The organism is Saccharopolyspora gloriosae, assembly GCF_014203325.1.
Lineage (GTDB): Bacteria > Actinomycetota > Actinomycetes > Mycobacteriales > Pseudonocardiaceae > Saccharopolyspora_C > Saccharopolyspora_C gloriosae.
In genome coordinates, this window is sequence record NZ_JACHIV010000001.1 from 4,575,746 (window position 1) to 4,594,740 (window position 18,995).

The window sequence follows — 18,995 nt, forward strand, 5'->3', positions numbered from 1 at the left end:
CCCGTTCGGCATGGGTATGTCCGTGTCTTGTCAGCGGCGAAGCCGCTGAGCAGTGACCAGCTTGAGCAACCGGCACCGCCGCGGGTTCTCAGCGGCTTCCTCGCGAGGACGGCTTCTTCCCTCGTGGCGGAGCCACTTGGGAAAAAGATCCCGCAGTGAGGAAGCCGCTGAGGTTCCGCCACCCGCACCGTCACGCAGGCCATGTCAAGAGAGCTCCTCAGTTACTCGTGCCGGTGGCGAGCCGCAGCAGGCTCTCGGCGTCCATGTCGTCGATCGCGTCCGCCGGCGCCTCCGCCTCGGCGGGCTCACCGCCGTCCTCGGCCAGTTGCAGCACCATGTCCAGCAGCCCGGCCTGGCGCAGCCGGCTGAGCGGGATCGTGGTGAGGACTTCGCGGATGCGGGCGTCCGGGTCGTCGGGGCGCTCCTCGGCGTCGCCGAACAGCTCGGTGGCCAGGTGCGCCGTCAGCGCCGACGGGTTCGGGTGGTCGAAGACCAGGGCCGCGGGCAGCGCCAGGCCCGTCGCGGTGCGCAGCCGGTTGCGCAGCTCCACCGCGGTCACCGAGTCGAAGCCCACGTCCTTGAAGGCCCGCGACGCCGGGATGCCCTCCGCACCGTCGTAGCCGAGCGTGGCGGCGGCCTCGGCGCGCACCACCTCAAGCAGGGCGCGGGTCCGCTCGGCGGCGGGCAGCTCGGCGAGCCGCTGCCGCAGCGCGGAGCCCGATTCGCCCGCCTCGGCCGCTTCCGGCGCGGCGTCCAGCACCGCGCGGACCTCGGGGAGTTCGTCGAGCAGCGGGCTCGGGCGCACGGCGGTGAAACCGGGGACGAACTTCTCCCAGTCCACCAGCGCGACCGCCGCCGTCGCCGAACCGTCCACGATGGCCTGGTTCATCCCGGCGAGCGCCTGCTCCGGGCGCATGGCGGGCACGCCTTGGCGGCGCAGCCGTTCGCCGACCTCCTCGTCCATCGCCATCCCGGCCTCGCCCCAGGTGCCCCACGCCACCGAGGTGGCGGGCAGCCCGAGCGCGCGGCGGTGTTCGGCGAGGCCGTCGAGGAAGGCGTTGGCCGCCGCGTAACCCGGCTGGCCGCCGCTGCCCCACACCGCCGCGCCCGAGGAGAACAGCACGAACGCGTCCAGGTCGTGCTCGCGGGTGAGCTCGTGCAGGTGCAGCGACGCGTCCCGCTTGGAGCGCAGCAGCTCGGCGAGCTGCTGCTCGGTCAGGTCCCGCACCGGGGCGTCGCCGTCGGCCACGCCCGCGACGTGGAACACCGAGCCGAGCTCGCCGACGTCGGCGAGCACGCCCGCCAGCTGCGCGCGATCACCCGCGTCGCAGGCGGCGACGGTCACCTTCGCGCCGAGCTCCTCCAGTTCCGCGGTGAGTGCGGCGGCTCCGGGCGCGTCCGGCCCGCGGCGGCTGGTCAGCACCACGTGCTCCGCGCCGCGCCGCGCCACCCACTTCGCGACGAACGCACCGACGCCACCGGTCCCGCCGGTGATCAGCACGGTGCCGCGCGCCTCGAACTCGGCGGGCCGCGAGGACGCGGAACGCAGCAGCCTGCGCCCGAACAGGCCGCCGCCGCGCACCGCGACCTGGTCCTCCGGGCCGTTCAGCGCCGCGGGCAGCCGGTCGGTGACGCGGTCGTCCAGCGAGTCCGGCAGGTCCACCAGGCCGCCCCAGCGGTCCGGGTGCTCCAGCGCCGCGACCCGGCCGAGCCCCCACACGGCGGCCTGCTCCGGGTCCACGTCCTCGCCGTCGACGGACACCGCCGAACGCGTGGCGCACCACAGCGGCGCCACGATCTCCGCGTCACCGAGCGCCTGCACCAGCAGCAACGTCGCCGTGAGCCCACCGGGCGGGTCGACGGCGGTCAGCAGCGACACGACCGAGCCGATCTCCCGCTCCCCCACCGCTTCGCGCAGCGCGGCTGCGAGCTCCGCGCGGTCCCGGGCCCGCGCGGGCAGCACGACGACGTCGGGGCCGAACGCGTCGACGACCATCGAGACCCAGCCGTCGTGGGATTCCGGCACGACCAGCAGCCGCGTCCCCTGCTGCTCGCCGGATACGGTCGAGCGGGTCCAGCCGACCCGGTACCGCAGCGCGTCCACCGCCGAGCGGTGCCGGGAGCGTTCCCGCCACTGCGCCAGCGCGGGCAGCACCTCGTGCAGCGCCGTGCCGTCGCGGTCCACGCCGAGTTCGGCCGACAGCGATTCCAGATCGCCGCGTTCCACCAGGTCCCAGAACTCGGAGTCCTCGGCGCCGCCCTTGCGGGGGCGCCGGGTCAGCCAGTAGCGCCGGTGCTGGAAGGGGTAGGTGGGCAGCTCGACGCTCCGGCCGGGGCCGCCGGTGAACGCGCTCGTCCAGTCGACGGCCGCGCCGTGCGCGTGGGCCTCGGCGAGCGAGAGCAGGAAGCGGCGCGGGCCGCCCTCGTCGCGGCGCAGGGTGCCCAGCACCACCGCCGGATCCGGGCAGGCGTCGTCGATCGTCTCCTCCACGGCGGCGGCCAGCACCGGGTGCGGGCTGGCCTCGACGAACAGCCTCCTGCCGTCGGCCAGCAGCGCGCGGGTGGCGTCCTGCATGCGCACCGTGCCGCGCAGGTTGCGGTACCAGTAGTCGGCGCCGAGCTGCGCGGTGTCGATCCGCTCGCCGGTGACCGTCGAGTAGAACGGCACCGCCGCCGAGCGCGGGGTGACGGGCGCCAGCACCTCGGCCAGCTCCGCCTCCACCTGTTCGACGTGCGGGCCGTGCGAGGCGTAGTCCACGTTGACCTTGCGGGCGCGGATCTCGCGGCGCTCGCAGTCGGCGATCAGCTCGTCCAGCGCCTCCGGCTCCCCGGAGACCACCGCCGAGGACGGGCCGTTGATCACGGCCACCGAGATCCGCCGCCCCCACGGTTCGATCAGCTCGGCGGCGCGCTCGCCGGAGGCGGCCAGCGACACCATGCCGCCCTGTCCCGCCAGCGCCAGCAACGCCTTGCTGCGCAACGCGACCACGCGCGCGGCGTCGTCGAGCGACAGCGCGCCCGCCACGCAGGCGGCGGCGATCTCGCCCTGCGAGTGCCCGATCACCGCGGACGGCGCGCAGCCGTGCGCGCGCCACAGCTCGGTGAGCGCGACCATCATGGAGAACAGCGCGGGCTGCACCACGTCGACCCGTTCCTGCAGCGCCGGGTCGGCGGCGCCGGTGAGCACGTCGCGCAGCGACCAGTCCACGAACGGCGCCAGCGCCCGCTCGCAGTCGTCGATGGCGTCGGCGAACACCTCGGATTCGGCGAGCAGGTCGCGGCCCATGCCCCACCACTGCGAGCCCTGGCCGGGGTAGACGAAGACCGGTCCGGCGCCGCCCACGTCGGTGCCGCGCACCACGGAGGCGGCGGTTCCGGCCGACGCCACGGCGTCCAGTCCGGCGCGGAGCTCGTCGGCGTCGGCACCGAGCACGACCGCGCGGTGCTCGAAGGCGCTGCGGCCGTGCAACAGCGACCAGGCCACCTCGGCCGGATCGGAATCCACAATGGACATTCGCGATGCCTGCTCCCGCAACGCGTCCTCGGACTTCGCCGACAGCACCCACGGCACCAGCCCGTAGCGGGCGCGCACCGGCTGCCGCTCGGCCGCGGCCGGTTCCGGCGCCTGTTCCAGGACCACGTGGGCGTTCGTGCCGCTGATGCCGAACGCCGAGACCGCCGCCCGCCGCGGGCGCTGCGCCTCGGGCCAGGCGATCTCGTCGGTGAGCAGGCGCACCCGCCCGTCCGACCAGTCCACGTGCGAGGACGGCCGCTCGGCGTGCAACGTCCGGGGCAACCGCCCCGCCCGCAGCGCCAGCACCATCTTGAGCACGCCCGCGATGCCCGCGGTGGCCTGCGAATGCCCGATGTTCGACTTCAGCGAGCCCAGCCACAGCGGCTGCTCCGCCGAGCGCGCGGCCCCGTAGGTGGCGAACAGCGCCTGCGCTTCGATCGGGTCACCGAGCGCGGTGCCGGTGCCGTGCGCCTCGACTACGTCGACCTCGCCCGCCTCGACGCCCGCGTTGGCCAGCGCCTGCCGGATGACGCGCTGCTGCGACGGCCCGTTCGGCGCCGTCAGCCCGTTCGACGCGCCGTCCTGGTTCGTCGCCGAGCCGCGCAGCACCGCCAGCACCGGGTGCCCGTTGCGCCGGGCGTCGGAGAGCCGTTCCAGCGCGACCACGCCGACGCCCTCGGCGAGGCTCATCCCGTCGGCGCCTTCGGCGAACGCCTTGCAGCGCCCGTCCACCGCCAGCGCGCCCAACCGGCTGAAGCCGAGGAAGTCCTGCGGCCCGGCGATCACCGTGGACCCGGCGGCCAGCGCCAGCGAGCTCTCCCCGCTGCGCAGCGACTGCCCGGCCAGGTGCAGCGCCACCAGCGAGGACGAGCACGCCGTGTCCACCGTGACGGCGGGACCTTCCAGGCCGAGCAGGTACGACAACCGGCCGGAGAGCACGCTGGCCGCGGCGCCGGTGATGAACTGCCCCTCGGTGCCGTCGTCGATGCCGAACGTGCTCGCGCTGTAGCCCTGGTGGCTGGCGCCGACGAAGATGCCGGTTTCGCTGCCGCGCAACGACTCCGGGTCGATCCCGGCGCGCTCCAACGCCTCCCAGCCGGTCTCCAGCAGCAGCCGCTGCTGCGGGTCCATCGCCTGCGCCTCGCGCGGCGAGATCCCGAAGAAGCCCGCGTCGAACTCGGCGGCGCCGTCGACGAAACCGCCCTGCACCGAGTACGTGCGGCCCGCCCGGTCCGGGTCCGGGTCGTAGAGCTCCGCGGCGTCCCAGCCCCGGTCCGCCGGGATGTCGGAGATCACGTCGGCGCCGTCGAGCACCAGCTCCCACAGCTCGTCCGGCGTGCTCACGCCGCCCGGCAACCGGCAGCCCATGCCGATGATCGCGATCGGCTCGTCGGTGGCCGCGACCGCGCTCGTCGCGCGGGATTCCTGGTCGCCGGCGAGCCGGGAGTCCAGGAACGCGGCCAGGTCCGTCGGGGACGGGTAGTCGAACACGACCGTCGTCGGCAGGTTCAGGCCGGTGGCGCGCACCAGGCGGTTGCGCAGTTCCACCGTGGTGACCGAGTCGAAGCCGAGGTCGCGGAACGCGCGGCGCTCGGCGGGCGCGGCCCCGCCGGAGTGCCCGAGCACGGCGGCGGCCTGGTCGCGCACCAGCTCCAGCAGCAGCGCCGACCGCTCGGCCGCGGGCAGGCCGCGCACCTCGGCCGCGAACCCGCCGGCCTCCGCCGGAGCCCCGGCGGTCTCCGCCAGCCGCTTCACCTCCGGCACGTCGTCGAACAGCATCGTCGCGCGCGCGGCGGTGAAGACCTGGTGGTAGTCCTCCCAGTTCACGTCGGTCAGCGCCAGCACGGACGCGTCCTCGTCCAGCGCCCGCCGCAGACCGGTGAACGCAAGCTCCGGGTCGAGGATGCGCAGGCCGGTGCGGCGCACGTTGTGCCGGTCCTCCTGCGCGAGCTCCGGGGAATCCGGCCACTTGCCCCAGTGCAGCGAGGTCGCGGGCAGCCCCCGGGCGCGGCGGTTCTCCGCCAGCGCGGCCAGGTAGGCGTTGCCCGCCGTGTAGGCGGCGTGCGCGCGGCTGCCCCACATCCCGGCGATCGAGGAGTACAGCACGAACGCGTCGAGCTCCTCGCCGAGCAGTTCGTCCAGGTGCCGGGCGCCCGCGACCTTGGCGCGCACCACGCGCTGGAACTGCTCGGTGCTCGTCTCGTCGAGGGTGTGCAGCTCGATGATCACGGCGGCGTGCACGACGGTGCGGATCACGTGCCCGGCTTCGGTGAGCCGGTCCAGCAGGGCGGCGACCGAGTCGCGGTCGGCGACGTCGCAGGACTCCACGGCGACCTCGGTGCCCAGCTCCGCCAGTTCGGCGACGAGCTCCGGCATCCCGTCGGCGGCGAGTCCGCGGCGGGAGGTGAGCACGACCCGCTCGGCGCCCTGCGCGGCCAGCCAGCGCGCCAGGTCCGGGGCGATGGCGCCGGTGCCGCCGGTGACGAGCACGGTGCCGCGCGGCGTCCAGTCCCGCACCGGCCGCGGCGCGGCGGCGCGCGCGACGCGGCGGGCCAGCACGCCCGCCGGGCGGATCGCCAGCTGGTCCTCACCTCGGGAGTCGGCGAGCACCGCGGCGAACCTGCCCGCCGCGCGCGCGTCCAGGACCTCCGGCAGGTCGACGGTGCCGCCCCAGCGGTTCGGGTGCTCCAGCGCCGCGGTCCAGGACACGCCCATCACCTGCGACTGCGCCGGATTCGGCAGCACGTCGCCGTCCCCGGTGCGCACGGCGCCGCGGGTGACCGCCCACGCGGGCGCGGTGCCGCCGGTGTCGCCGAGCGCCTGCACCAGCGACACGGTCAGCGCCAGGCCCAGCGGCATGTCGGGGTAGGTCTCGCCGGGCCGCTCGTCGAACGCGAGCACCGACACGACGCCCGCCGGGTCGGCGATCTCCGCCAGCCGCTCGGCCAGCACCGCTCTGTCCACGCAGGACTCGTCGAGCAGCAGCCGGTGCACGTCGGCGCCGTGCTCGGACAACGCGGCGGCGACGTCGGCGTCCTCGGCGTGCTCGGTCGTGACCAGCAGCCAGGTGCCGTGCAGCAGTCCGCGCGGGAGCCCGTTCAGCGGCGTCCACGCCACCTCGTAGCGCCAGGCGTCCGCCTCGGACAGCACCCGGCGCTGCTTGCGCCACGTCGACAGCGCCGGCAGCACCGCCGCCAGCGCCTGCTCGTCCACGTGCAGGTGCGAGGTCAGGGCGCGCGCGTCGTGCTGCTCGACGGCGGTCCAGAACTCCTCGTCCGCCGGGTCGGAGCCGGGGTGCGCGGGTTCGGTCCAGAACCGCTCGTGCTGGAAGGCGTAGGTCGGCAGCGCGACCACCCGCGCGTCGGTGAACCAGGCGGACCAGTCGACCGCGCCGCCGCGGGCGAACACCGTCGCCACCGCGCCGGTGAACCGGTCGAGCCCGCCGTGATCGCGCCGCAGCGTGCCGGTGGCGACCGCGGCGACCTCGTGCTGCTCGATGAGCTCCTGGACCCCGAGCGTCAGCACCGGGTGCGCGCCCACCTCGACGAACACCCGGTGGCCGTGGTCGAGCAGCGACTCGACGGCCGGCGCGAACCGCACCGTGGAGCGCAGGTTCTGGAACCAGTACTCGGCGTCGGTGCGGGCCTCGTCGATCCACTCGCCGGTGACGGTGGACAGGAACGGGACCTCCGGCACGCGCGGCACGATGTCGGCGAACTCGGCGAGCAGTTCCTCGCGCAGCGGCGCGGTGTGCGCGGAGTGCGACGGGTAGTCCACGTCGATCCGGCGGACCCGCAGCCCGGCCTCGGTGAGCTCGTCGAACAAGGTGTCCAGCTCCGCGTCCGGACCCGACACCGCGATGGAACGCGGGCCGTTGAGCGCGGCCAGCGCCAGGTCGCGACCCTCGATCAGCCGCTCGACCTCCTCGGTGGACAGCGGGATCGAGAGCATGCCGCCCGTCCCGGCCAGGCGGCGGGCGATGACCTTGCCGCGCAACGCCACCAGCCGCGCGCCGTCGCGCAGCGACAGCGCGCCGGACACGACGGCGGCGGCGACCTCGCCCTGCGAGTGGCCCACCACGGCGTCGGGCACCACGCCGTGCGAGCGCCACAGCTCGGCGAGCGCCACCATCACCGCGAACGTCGCGGGTTGCTGCACGTCGTCGTGGTCCAGCGACGGAGCGCCGTCGTCCTGGCGCAGCACGGCCGACAGCGACCAGTCGACGACCTCGCTCAGCTCGTGCTCGCACTCGGCGATGCGCGCGGCGAACACGGGCGACTCGGCCAGCAGCCGCGCGCCCATCCCGGTCCAGGCGGTGCCCTGGCCGGGGAAGACGAAGACCACCCCGCCCTCGGCCTCGGCCAGGCCCTCGACGACGGCGGCGTCGGGTTCACCGGCCGCCAGCGAGCGCAGCCCCGCCAGCAGTTCGTCCCGGTCGGCTCCGATCACCGCAGCGCGGTGCTCGAACAGGGATCGGGTGCGCACCAGGGAATTCCCGAGGTCGACCGGTGCGAGTTCGGGGTGCGCGGTGACGTGGCGCTCCAGGCGGGCGGCCTGCTCGCGCAGCGCCTGCTCGGACCGGGCCGAGAGCACCCACGGCACCACCGCGTCCGGCCGGGGCGCCTCGGCGGCGGCCTCGGCGGGGGGCGCCTGCTCCAGCACGGCGTGCGCGTTGGTGCCGCTGACGCCGAACGACGACACCGCCGCGCGGCGCGGGCGGCCGGCGTCGGGCCAGTCGAGCTGCTCGGTAAGCAGCCGCAGCGCACCGGAACTCCAGTCCACGTGCGGGGTCGGGGTCTCGGCGTGCAACGTGCGCGGCAGCACCCCGTGGCGCAGCGCCTGCACCATCTTGATCACGCCGCCGACCCCGGCGGCGGCCTGGGTGTGGCCGATGTTCGACTTCAGCGAGCCGAGCCGCAGCGGCTCTTCGCGGTCCTGGCCGTAGGCGTCCAGCAGCGCCTGCGCCTCGATCGGGTCGCCGAGCCGGGTACCGGTGCCGTGCGCCTCCACGACGTCCACATCGGACGGACGCAGTTCGGCGCTCTCCAACGCCTGCTCGATCACCCGCTGCTGCGCCGGGCCGTTCGGCGCGGTCAGGCCGTTCGAGGCGCCGTCCTGGTTCACCGCGCTGCCGCGCAGCACCGCCAGCACCTCGTGACCGTGGCGCTGCGCTTCGGAAAGCCGCTCCAGCACCACGACGCCGGCGCCCTCGGCCCAGCCGGTCCCGTCGGCGTCGGCGGAGAACGCCCGGCAGCGGCCGTCGGCGGACAACCCGCCCTGCCTGCTGAACTCCACGAACAGCGACGGGTCCGACATCACGGTGACACCGCCGACGAGCGCCAGCGAGGACTCCCGCGCGCGCAGCGACCGCGCCGCCAGGTGCAGCGCCACCAGCGACGAGGAGCACGCGGTGTCGACGGTGAGCGCCGGGCCGTGCACGCCCAGCGTGTAGGCCAGCCGCCCGGACATGACGCTGGAGGCCGTGCCCGTCATCGTGTGGCCCTGCAGGTCGTCGGCACCGGCCTGCGAACGACCCCAGTGGTAGGCGCCGACGAACACCCCGGCCGGCGTGCCGCGCAACGCGCTCGGCGCGATGCCCGCGCGCTCCACGGCCTCCCACGCCACCTCCAGCAGCAGCCGCTGCTGCGGGTCCATCGCCTGCGCCTCGCGCGGGGAGATCCCGAAGAAGCCCGCGTCGAACTCGGCCGCGTCGTAGAGGAAGCCGCCGGTGCCGGTGGTGCTGTCCCGGCGCAGCGAGCTCAGGTCCCAGCCGCGGTCGGCAGGGAATCCGGCGACCGCGTCACCGCCGGTGGACACCAGGTCCCACAGGTCCTCCGGCGAGCGCACGTCACCCGGGTAGCGGCAGGCCATGCCCACGACGGCCAGCGGCTCGCGGTCGCGGTCCTCCAGCTCCTCGATGCGCTTGCGCGCGTGCCGCAGATCGACGGTCATCCGCCGCAAGTAGTCAACGACCTTTTCCTGCTGATCTTCAGGCACGGGGCTTCCTCACATCGTTCTCGCTGCCCGGCCGGTCGCGTCGCGCACGGGCAGGTGGCGCGCTCGGCGCGCGTCGTTGAACTCGTCGTTCCAGGTGAGCGGCGTCGTCGGTCTGCGTCCCGCCGGTGGCGGAGGCGGCGATCTCGCGGCGGGTACCCGAGAAATCGGCCCCGCGGCGAGGAAACCGCCGGGATTCCGCCACCCGCACCGCCGCGCGGGCCGAGTTCACCGACCGGCTCCTCACGCGACGAACTCCTCGTCGATCAAGTCGAGGAGGCGGTCCACCGAGGCGTCCGCGATGTCGGTGTCCGCGTCCGGCGCGGTGCCGCGGAGCTTCGCGGTGAGGCGGTCCAGCATCGCGGCCAGCCGGTCGCGTTCCGCCGGATCCGCCGGGGTCTCGTCGAACCGCCGCTCCCACGCCGCCAGTTCGGCCTCCAGCGACGAGTCCGCCGCGAGGTGGTCGATCAGGTACTCGGCCACCGAGTGCGGCGTGGGGCGGTCGAAGACCAGCGAGGTCGGCAACCGCAGCCCGGTGGCCGTACCCAGCCGGTCCCGCAGTTCGACGCCGGTCAGCGACTCGAAGCCCATGTCCTTGAACACCCGGTCCGGCCCGACCCGGTCGGTCTTGCGGTGACCGAGCACCGCCGCCGCCTCGGTGCGCACCAGGTCCAGCAGGAACGGGGTGCGCTTGCCGCGCGGCAGCCGCGCGAGGCGGTCCGGGAGGTCCACCGGCTCCGAAGCCGCGGCGGCCACCGGTTCCGGCGCGGCGGTCGCCGAGATCGCCGCCTGGGCCTTCGTCGGCCAGAACCGCTCCCGCTGGAACGGGTACGTCGGCAGCGCCACCGGGCGCGCACCGGTGCCGGTGAACACCTGCCGCCAGTCGACGGCCGTCCCGGTCACGTGCAGCCGGGCCAGCGCGGTCACCCACGCGGCCTCCTCGTCGCGGTCGCGGCGCAGCGCCGGGACGACCGCGACGGGGCTGCCCGGCGCGGAATCCCGCACCATGCCGGAGAGAACGCCGTCCGGGCCCAGTTCCAGGAACCGCGTCACGCCCTGCTCGTGCAGCGCGGCGACGCCGTCGGCGAAGCGCACCGGTTCCCGCACGTGGCGCACCCAGTACTCCGGGTCGGCCAGCTCGCCCGGCCGCGCGAGCCGGCCGGTCAGGTTCGACACCACCGGAATCCGCGGCTCGGCGAAGGACAGGCCGCCGACGACGTCGCGGAAGTCCGCGAGCATCGGCTCCATCAGCGGCGAGTGGAACGCGTGCGACACCCGCAGCCGGTTCGTCTTGCGGCCCAGGTCGGTGAAGTGCTCGGCGAGCGCGACGACCTCCTCGGCACCACCGGACACGACCACCGACTCGGGGCCGTTCACCGCCGCCAGCCCGGTGTTCGCCGTGAGCAGCGGGACGACCTCGCGCTCGGCGGCCTGCAGCGCCACCATCGCGCCACCGCCGGGCAGGTCCTGCATGAGCCTGCCGCGCGCCGCGATCAGCTTCGCCGCGTCCGGCAGCGACAGGGCTCCGGACACGTGCGCCGCCGCGACCTCGCCGACGGAGTGGCCGCCGACGTGGTCCGGGTGCACCCCGTGGGACTCGGCGAGCCGGAACAGCGCCACCTCGACGGCGAACAGCGCGGGCTGCGCGTTCCCGGTGCGGTCGAGCTCCTCGGCGTCCTCGCCCCAGATGACGTCGCGCAGCGGGCGGTCCAGGTGGCGGTCCAGTTCGGCCAGCACCTCGTCGAACGCCGCCGCGAAGACGGGGAAGCGGGCGTGCAGTTCGCGCCCCATGCCGAGCCGCTGCGAGCCCTGCCCGGAGAACACCACGGCCGACGAGCCCTCGGCCGAGGAGCCGCGCGCCACCTCCACGGCGCCGTCCGCGGTGCTCAGCAGCACCGCGCGGCGTTCGAAGGAGGTCCGCCGCGTCGCCAGCGACCAGCCCAGGTCCACCGGCGAGGAGGTCCCCGACTCGGCGAGGTCCCCGACCTGGTCCAGCAGCGCGTCCAGCGCCGCGTCCGAGCGCGCCGAGACGGGCAGCGGCACGGCCGCCGGGACCACCGCGGGTTCGGATTCCTCTTGCGGCGCGGCGGGAATCGGCTGTTCGAGGATGACGTGCGCGTTGGTGCCGCTGATGCCGAACGACGACACCGCGGCGCGGCGCGGCCGGTCCCCGCGCGGCCACGGCGCGGCGTCGGCCAGCACCTCCACCGCACCGGAAGTCCAGTCCACCCGCGGGGACGGGCAGCGCATGTTCCGGATGCCCGGCAACCGGTCCTCGCCCAGCGTCAGCACCGTCTTGATCAGCCCGGCCATGCCGGCGGCGGCCTGCGCGTGGCCCAGGTGCCCCTTGACGGAGCCGAGCAGCAGCGGGATCTCGCGGTCCTGGCCGTAGGTCGCCAGCAGCGCCGCCGCCTCGATCGGGTCGCCCAGCGCCGTGCCGGTGCCGTGCGCCTCCACCGCGTCCACGTCGACGGCGGCCAGCCCGGCGTCGGCCAGCGCCTCCCGGATCACCGCCCGCTGCGCGGCTTCGCTGGGCGCGGTGAGCCCGGCGGACGCGCCGTCGGAGTTGATGGCCGAACCGCGCAGCACCGCGAGCACGTCGTGCCCGGCGGCGCGCGCCCGCGACAGCGGCTCCAGCAGCACCACGCCGACGCCCTCGGACCAGGCGGTGCCGTCGGCGTCGTCGGAGAACGGCTTGCAGCTCCCGTCGGCGGCGAGCCCGCCCTGCCGGGAGTAACCGACGAACGAGGCGGGCGTGGACATCACCGTCACCCCGGCGGCCACCGCCAGCGAGCACTCGCCCGCTTCGATGGACCGCGCCGCCGAGTGCAGCGCCACCAGCGAGGACGACGACGCGGTGTCCACCGTGACCGCCGGTCCCGCCAGGCCCAGCAGGTAGGCGAGCCGCCCGGAGGCGACCGCGGTGGACACGCCGGTCACCGCATGCCCGCTCAAGTCCTCGGCGGCCCCGTCGGCGGCCACCGCGTAGTCCTGGCCGTGCAGGCCCGCGAACACGCCGGTGCGGGAGCCGCGCAGCGACGCCGGGTCGATGCCGGCCCGTTCGAACGCCTCCCAGGAGACCTCCAGCAGCAGGCGCTGCTGCGGATCCATCGCCAGCGCCTCGCGCGGCGAGATCCCGAAGAACTCGGCGTCGAATTCCGTCGCGTCCGGCAGGAAACCGCCGGAGTCGACGGCGCAGGCCTCGCGCAGCCCCGCCAGGTCCCAGCCCCGGTCCTCCGGGAATCCCGACGCAGCACCGGAATCGGAGGTGACCAGCTCCCACAGGTCCTCGGGCGACCGCACCGCACCGGGGAACCGGCACGCCATCGCCACCACCGCGATCGGGTCTGCCGCGGCCGGTGAATCGTCACCGGCCGGGATCGTCGTGCGCGGGATCGTCATGCGCTGCACCACCTCTGGCGAGAAGTCGGGCGGGACTGCACCACTCGACTGCGGAGCGTAAGTGCGCCACGGCTGTACTTTTCCCTAGAGCCGCAGGTCGAAGGCCCGAACCGCCCGGGCGAACCCGGATCGGTCCTGATCGCTTCCCGATCACCGACGCCACCGCTGAGCAGTGCTCACGCACCCGGCCCGTTAGCGGGAGCCCGGCGACGCCCGCGCGAAAACCGCTCCCGTGGCGAAGCCCACCCCGGCAAAAACCCGCGCGGTCGCCGCTGACCACCTGCCCTTGATCTCAGATTTGGAGGTGAGCGGCGTTCATGGTCGTTGTCCTGTCAGCGGCGGAGCCGCTGAGCAGTGACCGGCTTGAGCAAGTCGACCACCGGCGGGTTCTCAGCGGCTTCCTCGCGAGGACAGCGATTTCGCCGTGTAGGGAGCTACATGAGAAATCGATCCCGCAGCGAGGAAGCCGCTGAGGTTCCGCTACCCGACCCCTACGCAGGCCATACAAGCGGACTCCCCAACAGGACTAGGGATTCTCCGGATGTTGGTGTGGGAGAACAGTCTTCGTCTACTCCCGGCACTTCCCGCCGCCGGGATGCCGATCTCGCGAAGGGCGTGTTCATGGAGTCGACCCGGCGGCCGATCCTGTTCGTCAGCTACCCGGAGAGCGGTCTGCTGAACCCCCTGCTCGTGCTGGCCGAGGAGATGTCCCGGCGGGGCGTGCCGGACCTGCACTTCGCCACCGACGACAACCGGGCCGACGAGGTCGCGGCGCTGAAGGCCGACAGTCCCGTCGAGTTCGTCTCCCTCGGCCCGGTGGTGCCGGAGATGTCGGCGGTGACCTGGGACGACGAGACCTACGCGGACGTCACCCAGCGCTCCCGGTTCAAGGCGCACCGCGCGGTCATCCGGCACACCTTCTCCCCCGAGGCGCGCATCGACAAGTACCGCGCGCTGGAAGCCGCGGTCGAGGAGATCCGGCCCGCGCTGATGGTCGTGGAGAGCATGTGCTCCTACGGCTACGAACTCGCCATCACCAAGAACATCCCGTTCGTGCTCGGCGTGCCGTTCATGCCGAGCAACGTGCTCACCTCGCACGTGCCGTTCGGCAAGTCCTACACCGGGCCGAACTTCCCCGTCCCGCACTCGGGGCTGCCCTACGAGATGAACTTCCTGCAGCGGCTGACCAACAGACTGTTCAAGTGGCGCACCCTGGGCATGTTCATGACCGCGGAGCTGCGCGAGCGCGCCGCGCGGGACCAGCGGATCCGCGACGACCTCGGCGTGTCGAAGGAAGCGGGCGGGTTCATGTCCCGCATCGACCACGCGGCGATGGTGCTGTGCTACTCGGTGCGCGAGCTCGACTACCCGTTCACCCCGCCGGACACCATGCGCCTGGTGGGCACGATGGTGCCGCCGCTGCCGCAGGCACCGGACGACGACGGGCTGACCGAGTGGCTGTGCACGCGCGATTCCGTGGTGTACATGGGATTCGGCACCATCACCCGGCTCACCGCCGAGCAGGTCGAGGCGTTGCTGGAAGTCACCCGCAGGCTCGGTGAGCGCGGCACCCACGTGCTGTGGAAGCTGCCCGGCGAGCAGCAGCACCTGCTGCCGGACGAACTGCCCGCGAACCTGCGGGTGGAGAAGTGGGTGCCCTCGCAGCTCGACGTGCTCGCCCACCCCAACGTGAAGTTGTTCTTCACCCACGCCGGCGGCAACGCGTTCCACGAGGGCCTGCACTTCGGCAAGCCGCTCGTCGTCCGTCCACTGTGGGTGGACTGCGACGACCAGGCGGTGCGCGGCGCGGACTTCGGCGTCAGCCTCACCCTGGACCGGCCGGAGACGATCGACGTCGAGGACGCGCTGGACAAGCTCGTCCGGGTGCTCGACGACCGGTCGTTCCGCGACAACGCCCAGAAGTTCGGCCAGCTGCTCAACGACGCGGGCGGCCGGGAAGCCGCCGCCGACCTGCTGCAGGCGCTGCCCGCGCTCTCGGCGGAGAAGGCGAGCCTCTGATGCGCTACCCCGTTTCGAAGCCGTGGCTGCACGGGCGCGAGCTGGAGTACACCAGCGAAGCGATCAGCGAGAACTGGATCTCCTCGCAGGGGCCGTTCGTGCGGCGGTTCGAGGAGGAGTTCGCCCGCTACAACGGATCCGCGCACGGAGTGGCCTGCTCGTCCGGGACGACGGCGCTGACGCTGGCGCTGCGGGCGCTCGGCGTCGGCGAGGGCGACGAGGTGATCGTCCCCGAGTTCACCATGATCGCCTCGGCGTGGGCGGTGACCTACACCGGCGCCACTCCGGTGTTCGTGGACTGCGGCGACGACCTCAACATCGACGTCGCGCGGATCGAGGAGAAGATCACCCCGCGCACCAAGGTGATCATGCCGGTGCACATCTACGGCAGGCGCTGCGACATGGATCCGATCATGGAGCTCGCCTACGAGTACAACCTGCGCGTGGTGGAGGACTCCGCGGAGGCGCACGGCGTCGCGCCGGTCGCCGACATCGCGTGCTTCTCGCTGTTCGCCAACAAGATCATCACCGCGGGCGAGGGCGGGATCTGCGTCACCGACGACCCGCGGCTGGCCGAGCAGATGGCGCACCTGCGCGGCATGGCGTTCTCCCGCGACCACAGCTTCCTGCACAAGAAGCTCGCCTACAACTTCCGGATGACCGCGATGCAGGCCGCGGTCGCGCTCGCCCAGACCGAGCAGCTCGACCACATCCTCGCGGTGCGCCGGGACATCGAGAAGCGCTACGACGACGGGCTGCGCGACGTCGACGGCATCACCCTGATGCCGCCGCGCGACGTGTTGTGGATGTACGACCTGCGCGCCCGCGACCGCGAGGGCCTGCGCGCCTTCCTCGCCGAGCACGGCGTGGAGACCCGGCTGTTCTTCAAACCGATGAGCCGCCAGCCCGGCTACCTCGACCCGGACTGGCCGTCGCTCAACGCCACCCGGTTCAGCGAGGACGGGCTCTACCTGCCCACCCACACCGGTCTGACCGCCGACGACCAGGACTACGTCGTCGGCAAGGTGCGCGAGTTCTACGCCGCGAACTGACCGCAGCAGCACCCGACGATGGAGAGCGGATCATGGCCGACGTGGTCGACTTCCCGTTGCGCCGCCCCGGCGCGTCGTTCCCGCCCGCCGAGTACGCGGGCTTCCGGGAACAACCCGGCCTGGTGCGTTCCAGGCTGCCCACCGGCGCCGTCGTGTGGCTGGTGACGCGGCACGAGGACGTGCGCGCCGTGCTCACCGACCGGCGAGTCAGCTCGAACCCGACACACGTTGGATTCCCCAGCCTGCTCGGCAAGACCGGCGGCGTGCCCTCCCCCGACACCATGCCCGGCTGGTTCGTCGCGCTCGACCCGCCGGACCACGACCGGTTCCGCAAGACGCTGATCTCCGAGTTCTCGGTGCGCCGGATCAGGGAGATGCGCCCCGCCATCGAGCAGGTCGTGCACGACCGCATCGACGCGATGCTCGCCGCGGGCGACACCGCGGACCTGGTGGCGGACTTCGCGCTGCCGGTGCCGTCGCTGGTGATCTCCAGCCTGCTCGGCGTGCCGAAGGCGGACCGGGACTTCTTCGAGGCCAAGACCCGGACCCTGGTCAGCACCACCGCCACCGACCAGGAGCGCGAAACGGCCACCAAGGAGCTGCTGCGCTACCTCAACCGGCTCATCTCGCTCAAGCAGAAGCGCCCCGCCGACGACCTCATCAGCCGGCTGCTGGCGGCGGGCACCATGTCCGCCGCGGAGCTGTCCGGGGTGTCCATGCTGCTGCTGATCGCGGGGCACGAGACGACGGCGAACAACATCGCGCTCGGCGTGCTCACGCTGCTGATGCACCCGGAGTGGATCGGCACCGAGGGCATCGTGGAGGAGCTGCTGCGGCTGCACTCCGTCGCCGACATCGTGGCGCTGCGGGTGGCCGTGGAGGACCTGGAGATCAGCGGGCAGACGATCAAGGCAGGCGAGGGGATCGTGCCGCTGGTCGCCGCGGCCAACCACGACGAGGAGGCCTTCGGCTGCCCGCACCGGTTCGATCCGTCCCGCTCGGCGCGGCACCACGTGGCGTTCGGCTACGGCGTGCACCAGTGCCTCGGGCAGAACCTGGTGCGCGGCGAGATGGACCTCGCCTACCAGGTGCTGTTCGACCGCATCCCTAAGCTGGAGTTGGCGAAACCGGTGGACGAGCTGCCGTTCAAGTACGACGGCGTGCTGTTCGGGCTGCACTCGCTGCCGGTTCGCTGGTGACCACGCACCGTTCCCGAAGGAGACCCATCACATGCTCAAGATCATCGCGGACACCGAGCGCTGCGTCGGCGCCGGACAGTGCGTGCTGTCCGCGCCCGACGTGTTCGACCAGGACGACGACGGCGTGGTGACGCTGCTCGACGAGACCCCCGGCGCGGAGCACGCCGACGACGTGCGCCAAGCGGCCCTGATCTGCCCCTCCCAGGCGATCACCGTCCAGGAGGCCTGACCGGCTCGCGCATACCCGACCAGTGCGGGGCGTCCTGACGGGGCGCCCCGCACTCGTGTTTCCGGCGGTGGCACGCCCGCCTGCGGTGCAGGTCACTTTGTTGTGGAGCGGGTGCTCCATTACGGTGACGGCATGCCCAGGCCCCGCGTGCACGATCTCGACCAGGTCCTCGACGTCGCTGAGCGGCTCGCCGTGGAGGTCGGGCCGGAGCGGTTGACGGCGCGGCTGCTGTCGGCGGAGACCGGGGTGCCCAACGGGGCGATCTACCACGCCTTCGGCTCGTTGGCGGCGCTGCGCGGGCGGATGTGGCTGCGGGCCGCGACGGACTTCCTCGACCTGCAGACGACGCTCATCGATCAGGCACTCGGCGACGCTCCCGGATTCGAGGCGGCGGCGAACGCGGTGGTCGCCGCCGCCGACGCGCCCGCGCGGTTCGCGGAGCAGCGCCCGGCCGCCGCCCGGATGCTCCTGACGGTGCGCCGGGAGCAGCTGCTCGGCCCCGACCTGCCCGGCGAGCTCGCGGACGCGCTGCTCGGGCTGGACCGGAGGCTGGTCGCCGAAGTGCTGTGCCGGTTGGCGTCGGCGCTGTGGTCGCGGCGCGACGGGCGCAGCGTCGAGGTGGTCACGACGTGCGTCGTGGACCTGCCGACGGCGCTGCTGCGCCGGGACCTCATCCAGGTCGGCGCGGACGGCGCGCCGCGGATCTCCGACGACGTGCGGGCCCGCCTCGACGCCGCGGTGCGCGCGATCCTCGCGCTGGACCCGCCCGCCCCGGCGAACCGGGGCTCCCACCCCGCGTAGCGGCGAAGCCGCCGAACACCGCCCAAGCTGGTCGCACGACCCGGAAACCCCTGCGAGAGAGGATCACCATGCCCGCGCTGCACGAGGACGACGGCGTTTTCACCCTGGACCTCGGAGACGACGAGAACAGGTTCTCCCCGGACTGGCTGCAGGCCGTGAACACGTCGCTGGACACCGTCGTCGAAGCCTCCGGCGCGCTGGTCACCACCGGCCACGGCAAGTGCTACTCCAACGGCCTCGACCTGGAGTGGATCGTGCGGCACCCCGAGGAGCTGCCGTCCTACCGCACCGAGGTGCAGGAACTGCTGGCCCGCGTGCTCACCCTGCCGGTCCCGACGGTCGCGGCGGTCAACGGCCACGCGTTCGGCGCGGGCGCGATGCTGGCCGTGGCCCACGACTTCCGGGTGATGCGCGCCGACCGCGGCTTCTTCTGCTTCCCCGAAGTGGACATCGACGTTCCGTTCACGCCGGGCATGGCCGCGCTGATCCAGCACAAGCTCACCCCGGCCGCCGCGATCGCGTCGATGACGACGGGACGGCGCTTCGGCGGGACGCAGGCCCGCGAGCTCGGGCTAGTGGACGAGACGGCCGCCGAGGGCGCGGTGGCGAGCAACGCCGCGGAGCTCGTGCGCCCGCTGGCGGGCAAGAACCGCGACACCCTCGGGACGATCAAGACCACCGTGTTCGGCGCGACGGCCGCCCTGCTCCGCGCCGCCGAACCGGCCGCGCAGCCCTGATCCCCACGACGGAAACCGGACTCGGAACGCCCGAGCCGACTTGGAAGG

At 73.5% G+C, this 18,995-nt stretch carries 7 protein-coding genes and 1 pseudogene; 6 read left to right on the forward strand and 2 right to left on the reverse strand.

Annotated elements, in window-relative coordinates; translation table 11 throughout:
- Window positions 1-217: 217 nt before the first annotated feature.
- Entirely contained in the window at window positions 218-9,511 is a 9,294-nt protein-coding gene (locus tag BJ969_RS20060; protein WP_184480927.1) for a type I polyketide synthase, read from the reverse strand.
- 240 nt (window positions 9,512-9,751) lie between these two features.
- Window positions 9,752-12,865 (reverse strand): annotated as a pseudogene (locus tag BJ969_RS20065) (type I polyketide synthase); the annotation flags it as partial.
- Between the two features lie 666 nt (window positions 12,866-13,531).
- Here BJ969_RS20065 and BJ969_RS20070 point away from each other — a divergent pair.
- The 6 genes from BJ969_RS20070 to BJ969_RS20095 all read left to right on the forward strand — a co-directional run bounded on the left by BJ969_RS20070 (window position 13,532) and on the right by BJ969_RS20095 (window position 18,947).
- Window positions 13,532-14,929: a glycosyltransferase gene (locus BJ969_RS20070; protein ID WP_184480931.1), complete on the forward strand. Its 1,398-nt coding sequence runs from the start codon at window positions 13,532-13,534 to the stop codon at window positions 14,927-14,929.
- On the forward strand, window positions 14,929-15,981 hold the full coding sequence (locus BJ969_RS20075; RefSeq protein ID WP_184480933.1) for a DegT/DnrJ/EryC1/StrS family aminotransferase: 1,053 nt from the start codon (window positions 14,929-14,931) through the stop codon (window positions 15,979-15,981). The genes BJ969_RS20070 and BJ969_RS20075 overlap by 1 nt, the downstream gene beginning before the upstream one ends.
- A gap of 32 nt (window positions 15,982-16,013) precedes the next feature.
- Window positions 16,014-17,180 (forward strand): cytochrome P450, encoded by a 1,167-nt coding sequence (locus tag BJ969_RS20080; RefSeq protein ID WP_184480935.1) that lies wholly within the window; start codon window positions 16,014-16,016, stop codon window positions 17,178-17,180.
- A 31-nt stretch (window positions 17,181-17,211) separates the two neighbouring features.
- Window positions 17,212-17,409: a ferredoxin gene (locus tag BJ969_RS20085; protein ID WP_184480937.1), complete on the forward strand. Its 198-nt coding sequence runs from the start codon at window positions 17,212-17,214 to the stop codon at window positions 17,407-17,409.
- 132 nt (window positions 17,410-17,541) lie between these two features.
- A complete protein-coding gene (locus BJ969_RS20090; protein ID WP_184480939.1) occupies window positions 17,542-18,210 on the forward strand; it encodes a helix-turn-helix domain-containing protein in 669 nt (222 codons plus the stop codon).
- 68 nt (window positions 18,211-18,278) lie between these two features.
- Window positions 18,279-18,947: an enoyl-CoA hydratase-related protein gene (locus tag BJ969_RS20095; protein WP_184480941.1), complete on the forward strand. Its 669-nt coding sequence runs from the start codon at window positions 18,279-18,281 to the stop codon at window positions 18,945-18,947.
- The last annotated feature ends 48 nt before the right edge of the window (window positions 18,948-18,995 follow it).

Coding starts and splice junctions, on each gene's coding strand:
- BJ969_RS20070 (WP_184480931.1), top strand. CDS start 13,532: ATGGAGTCGACCCGGCGGCCGATCCTGTTCGTCAGCTACCCGGAGAGC.
- BJ969_RS20075 (WP_184480933.1), top strand. CDS start 14,929: ATGCGCTACCCCGTTTCGAAGCCGTGGCTGCACGGGCGCGAGCTGGAG.
- BJ969_RS20080 (WP_184480935.1), top strand. CDS start 16,014: ATGGCCGACGTGGTCGACTTCCCGTTGCGCCGCCCCGGCGCGTCGTTC.
- BJ969_RS20085 (WP_184480937.1), top strand. CDS start 17,212: ATGCTCAAGATCATCGCGGACACCGAGCGCTGCGTCGGCGCCGGACAG.
- BJ969_RS20090 (WP_184480939.1), top strand. CDS start 17,542: ATGCCCAGGCCCCGCGTGCACGATCTCGACCAGGTCCTCGACGTCGCT.
- BJ969_RS20095 (WP_184480941.1), top strand. CDS start 18,279: ATGCCCGCGCTGCACGAGGACGACGGCGTTTTCACCCTGGACCTCGGA.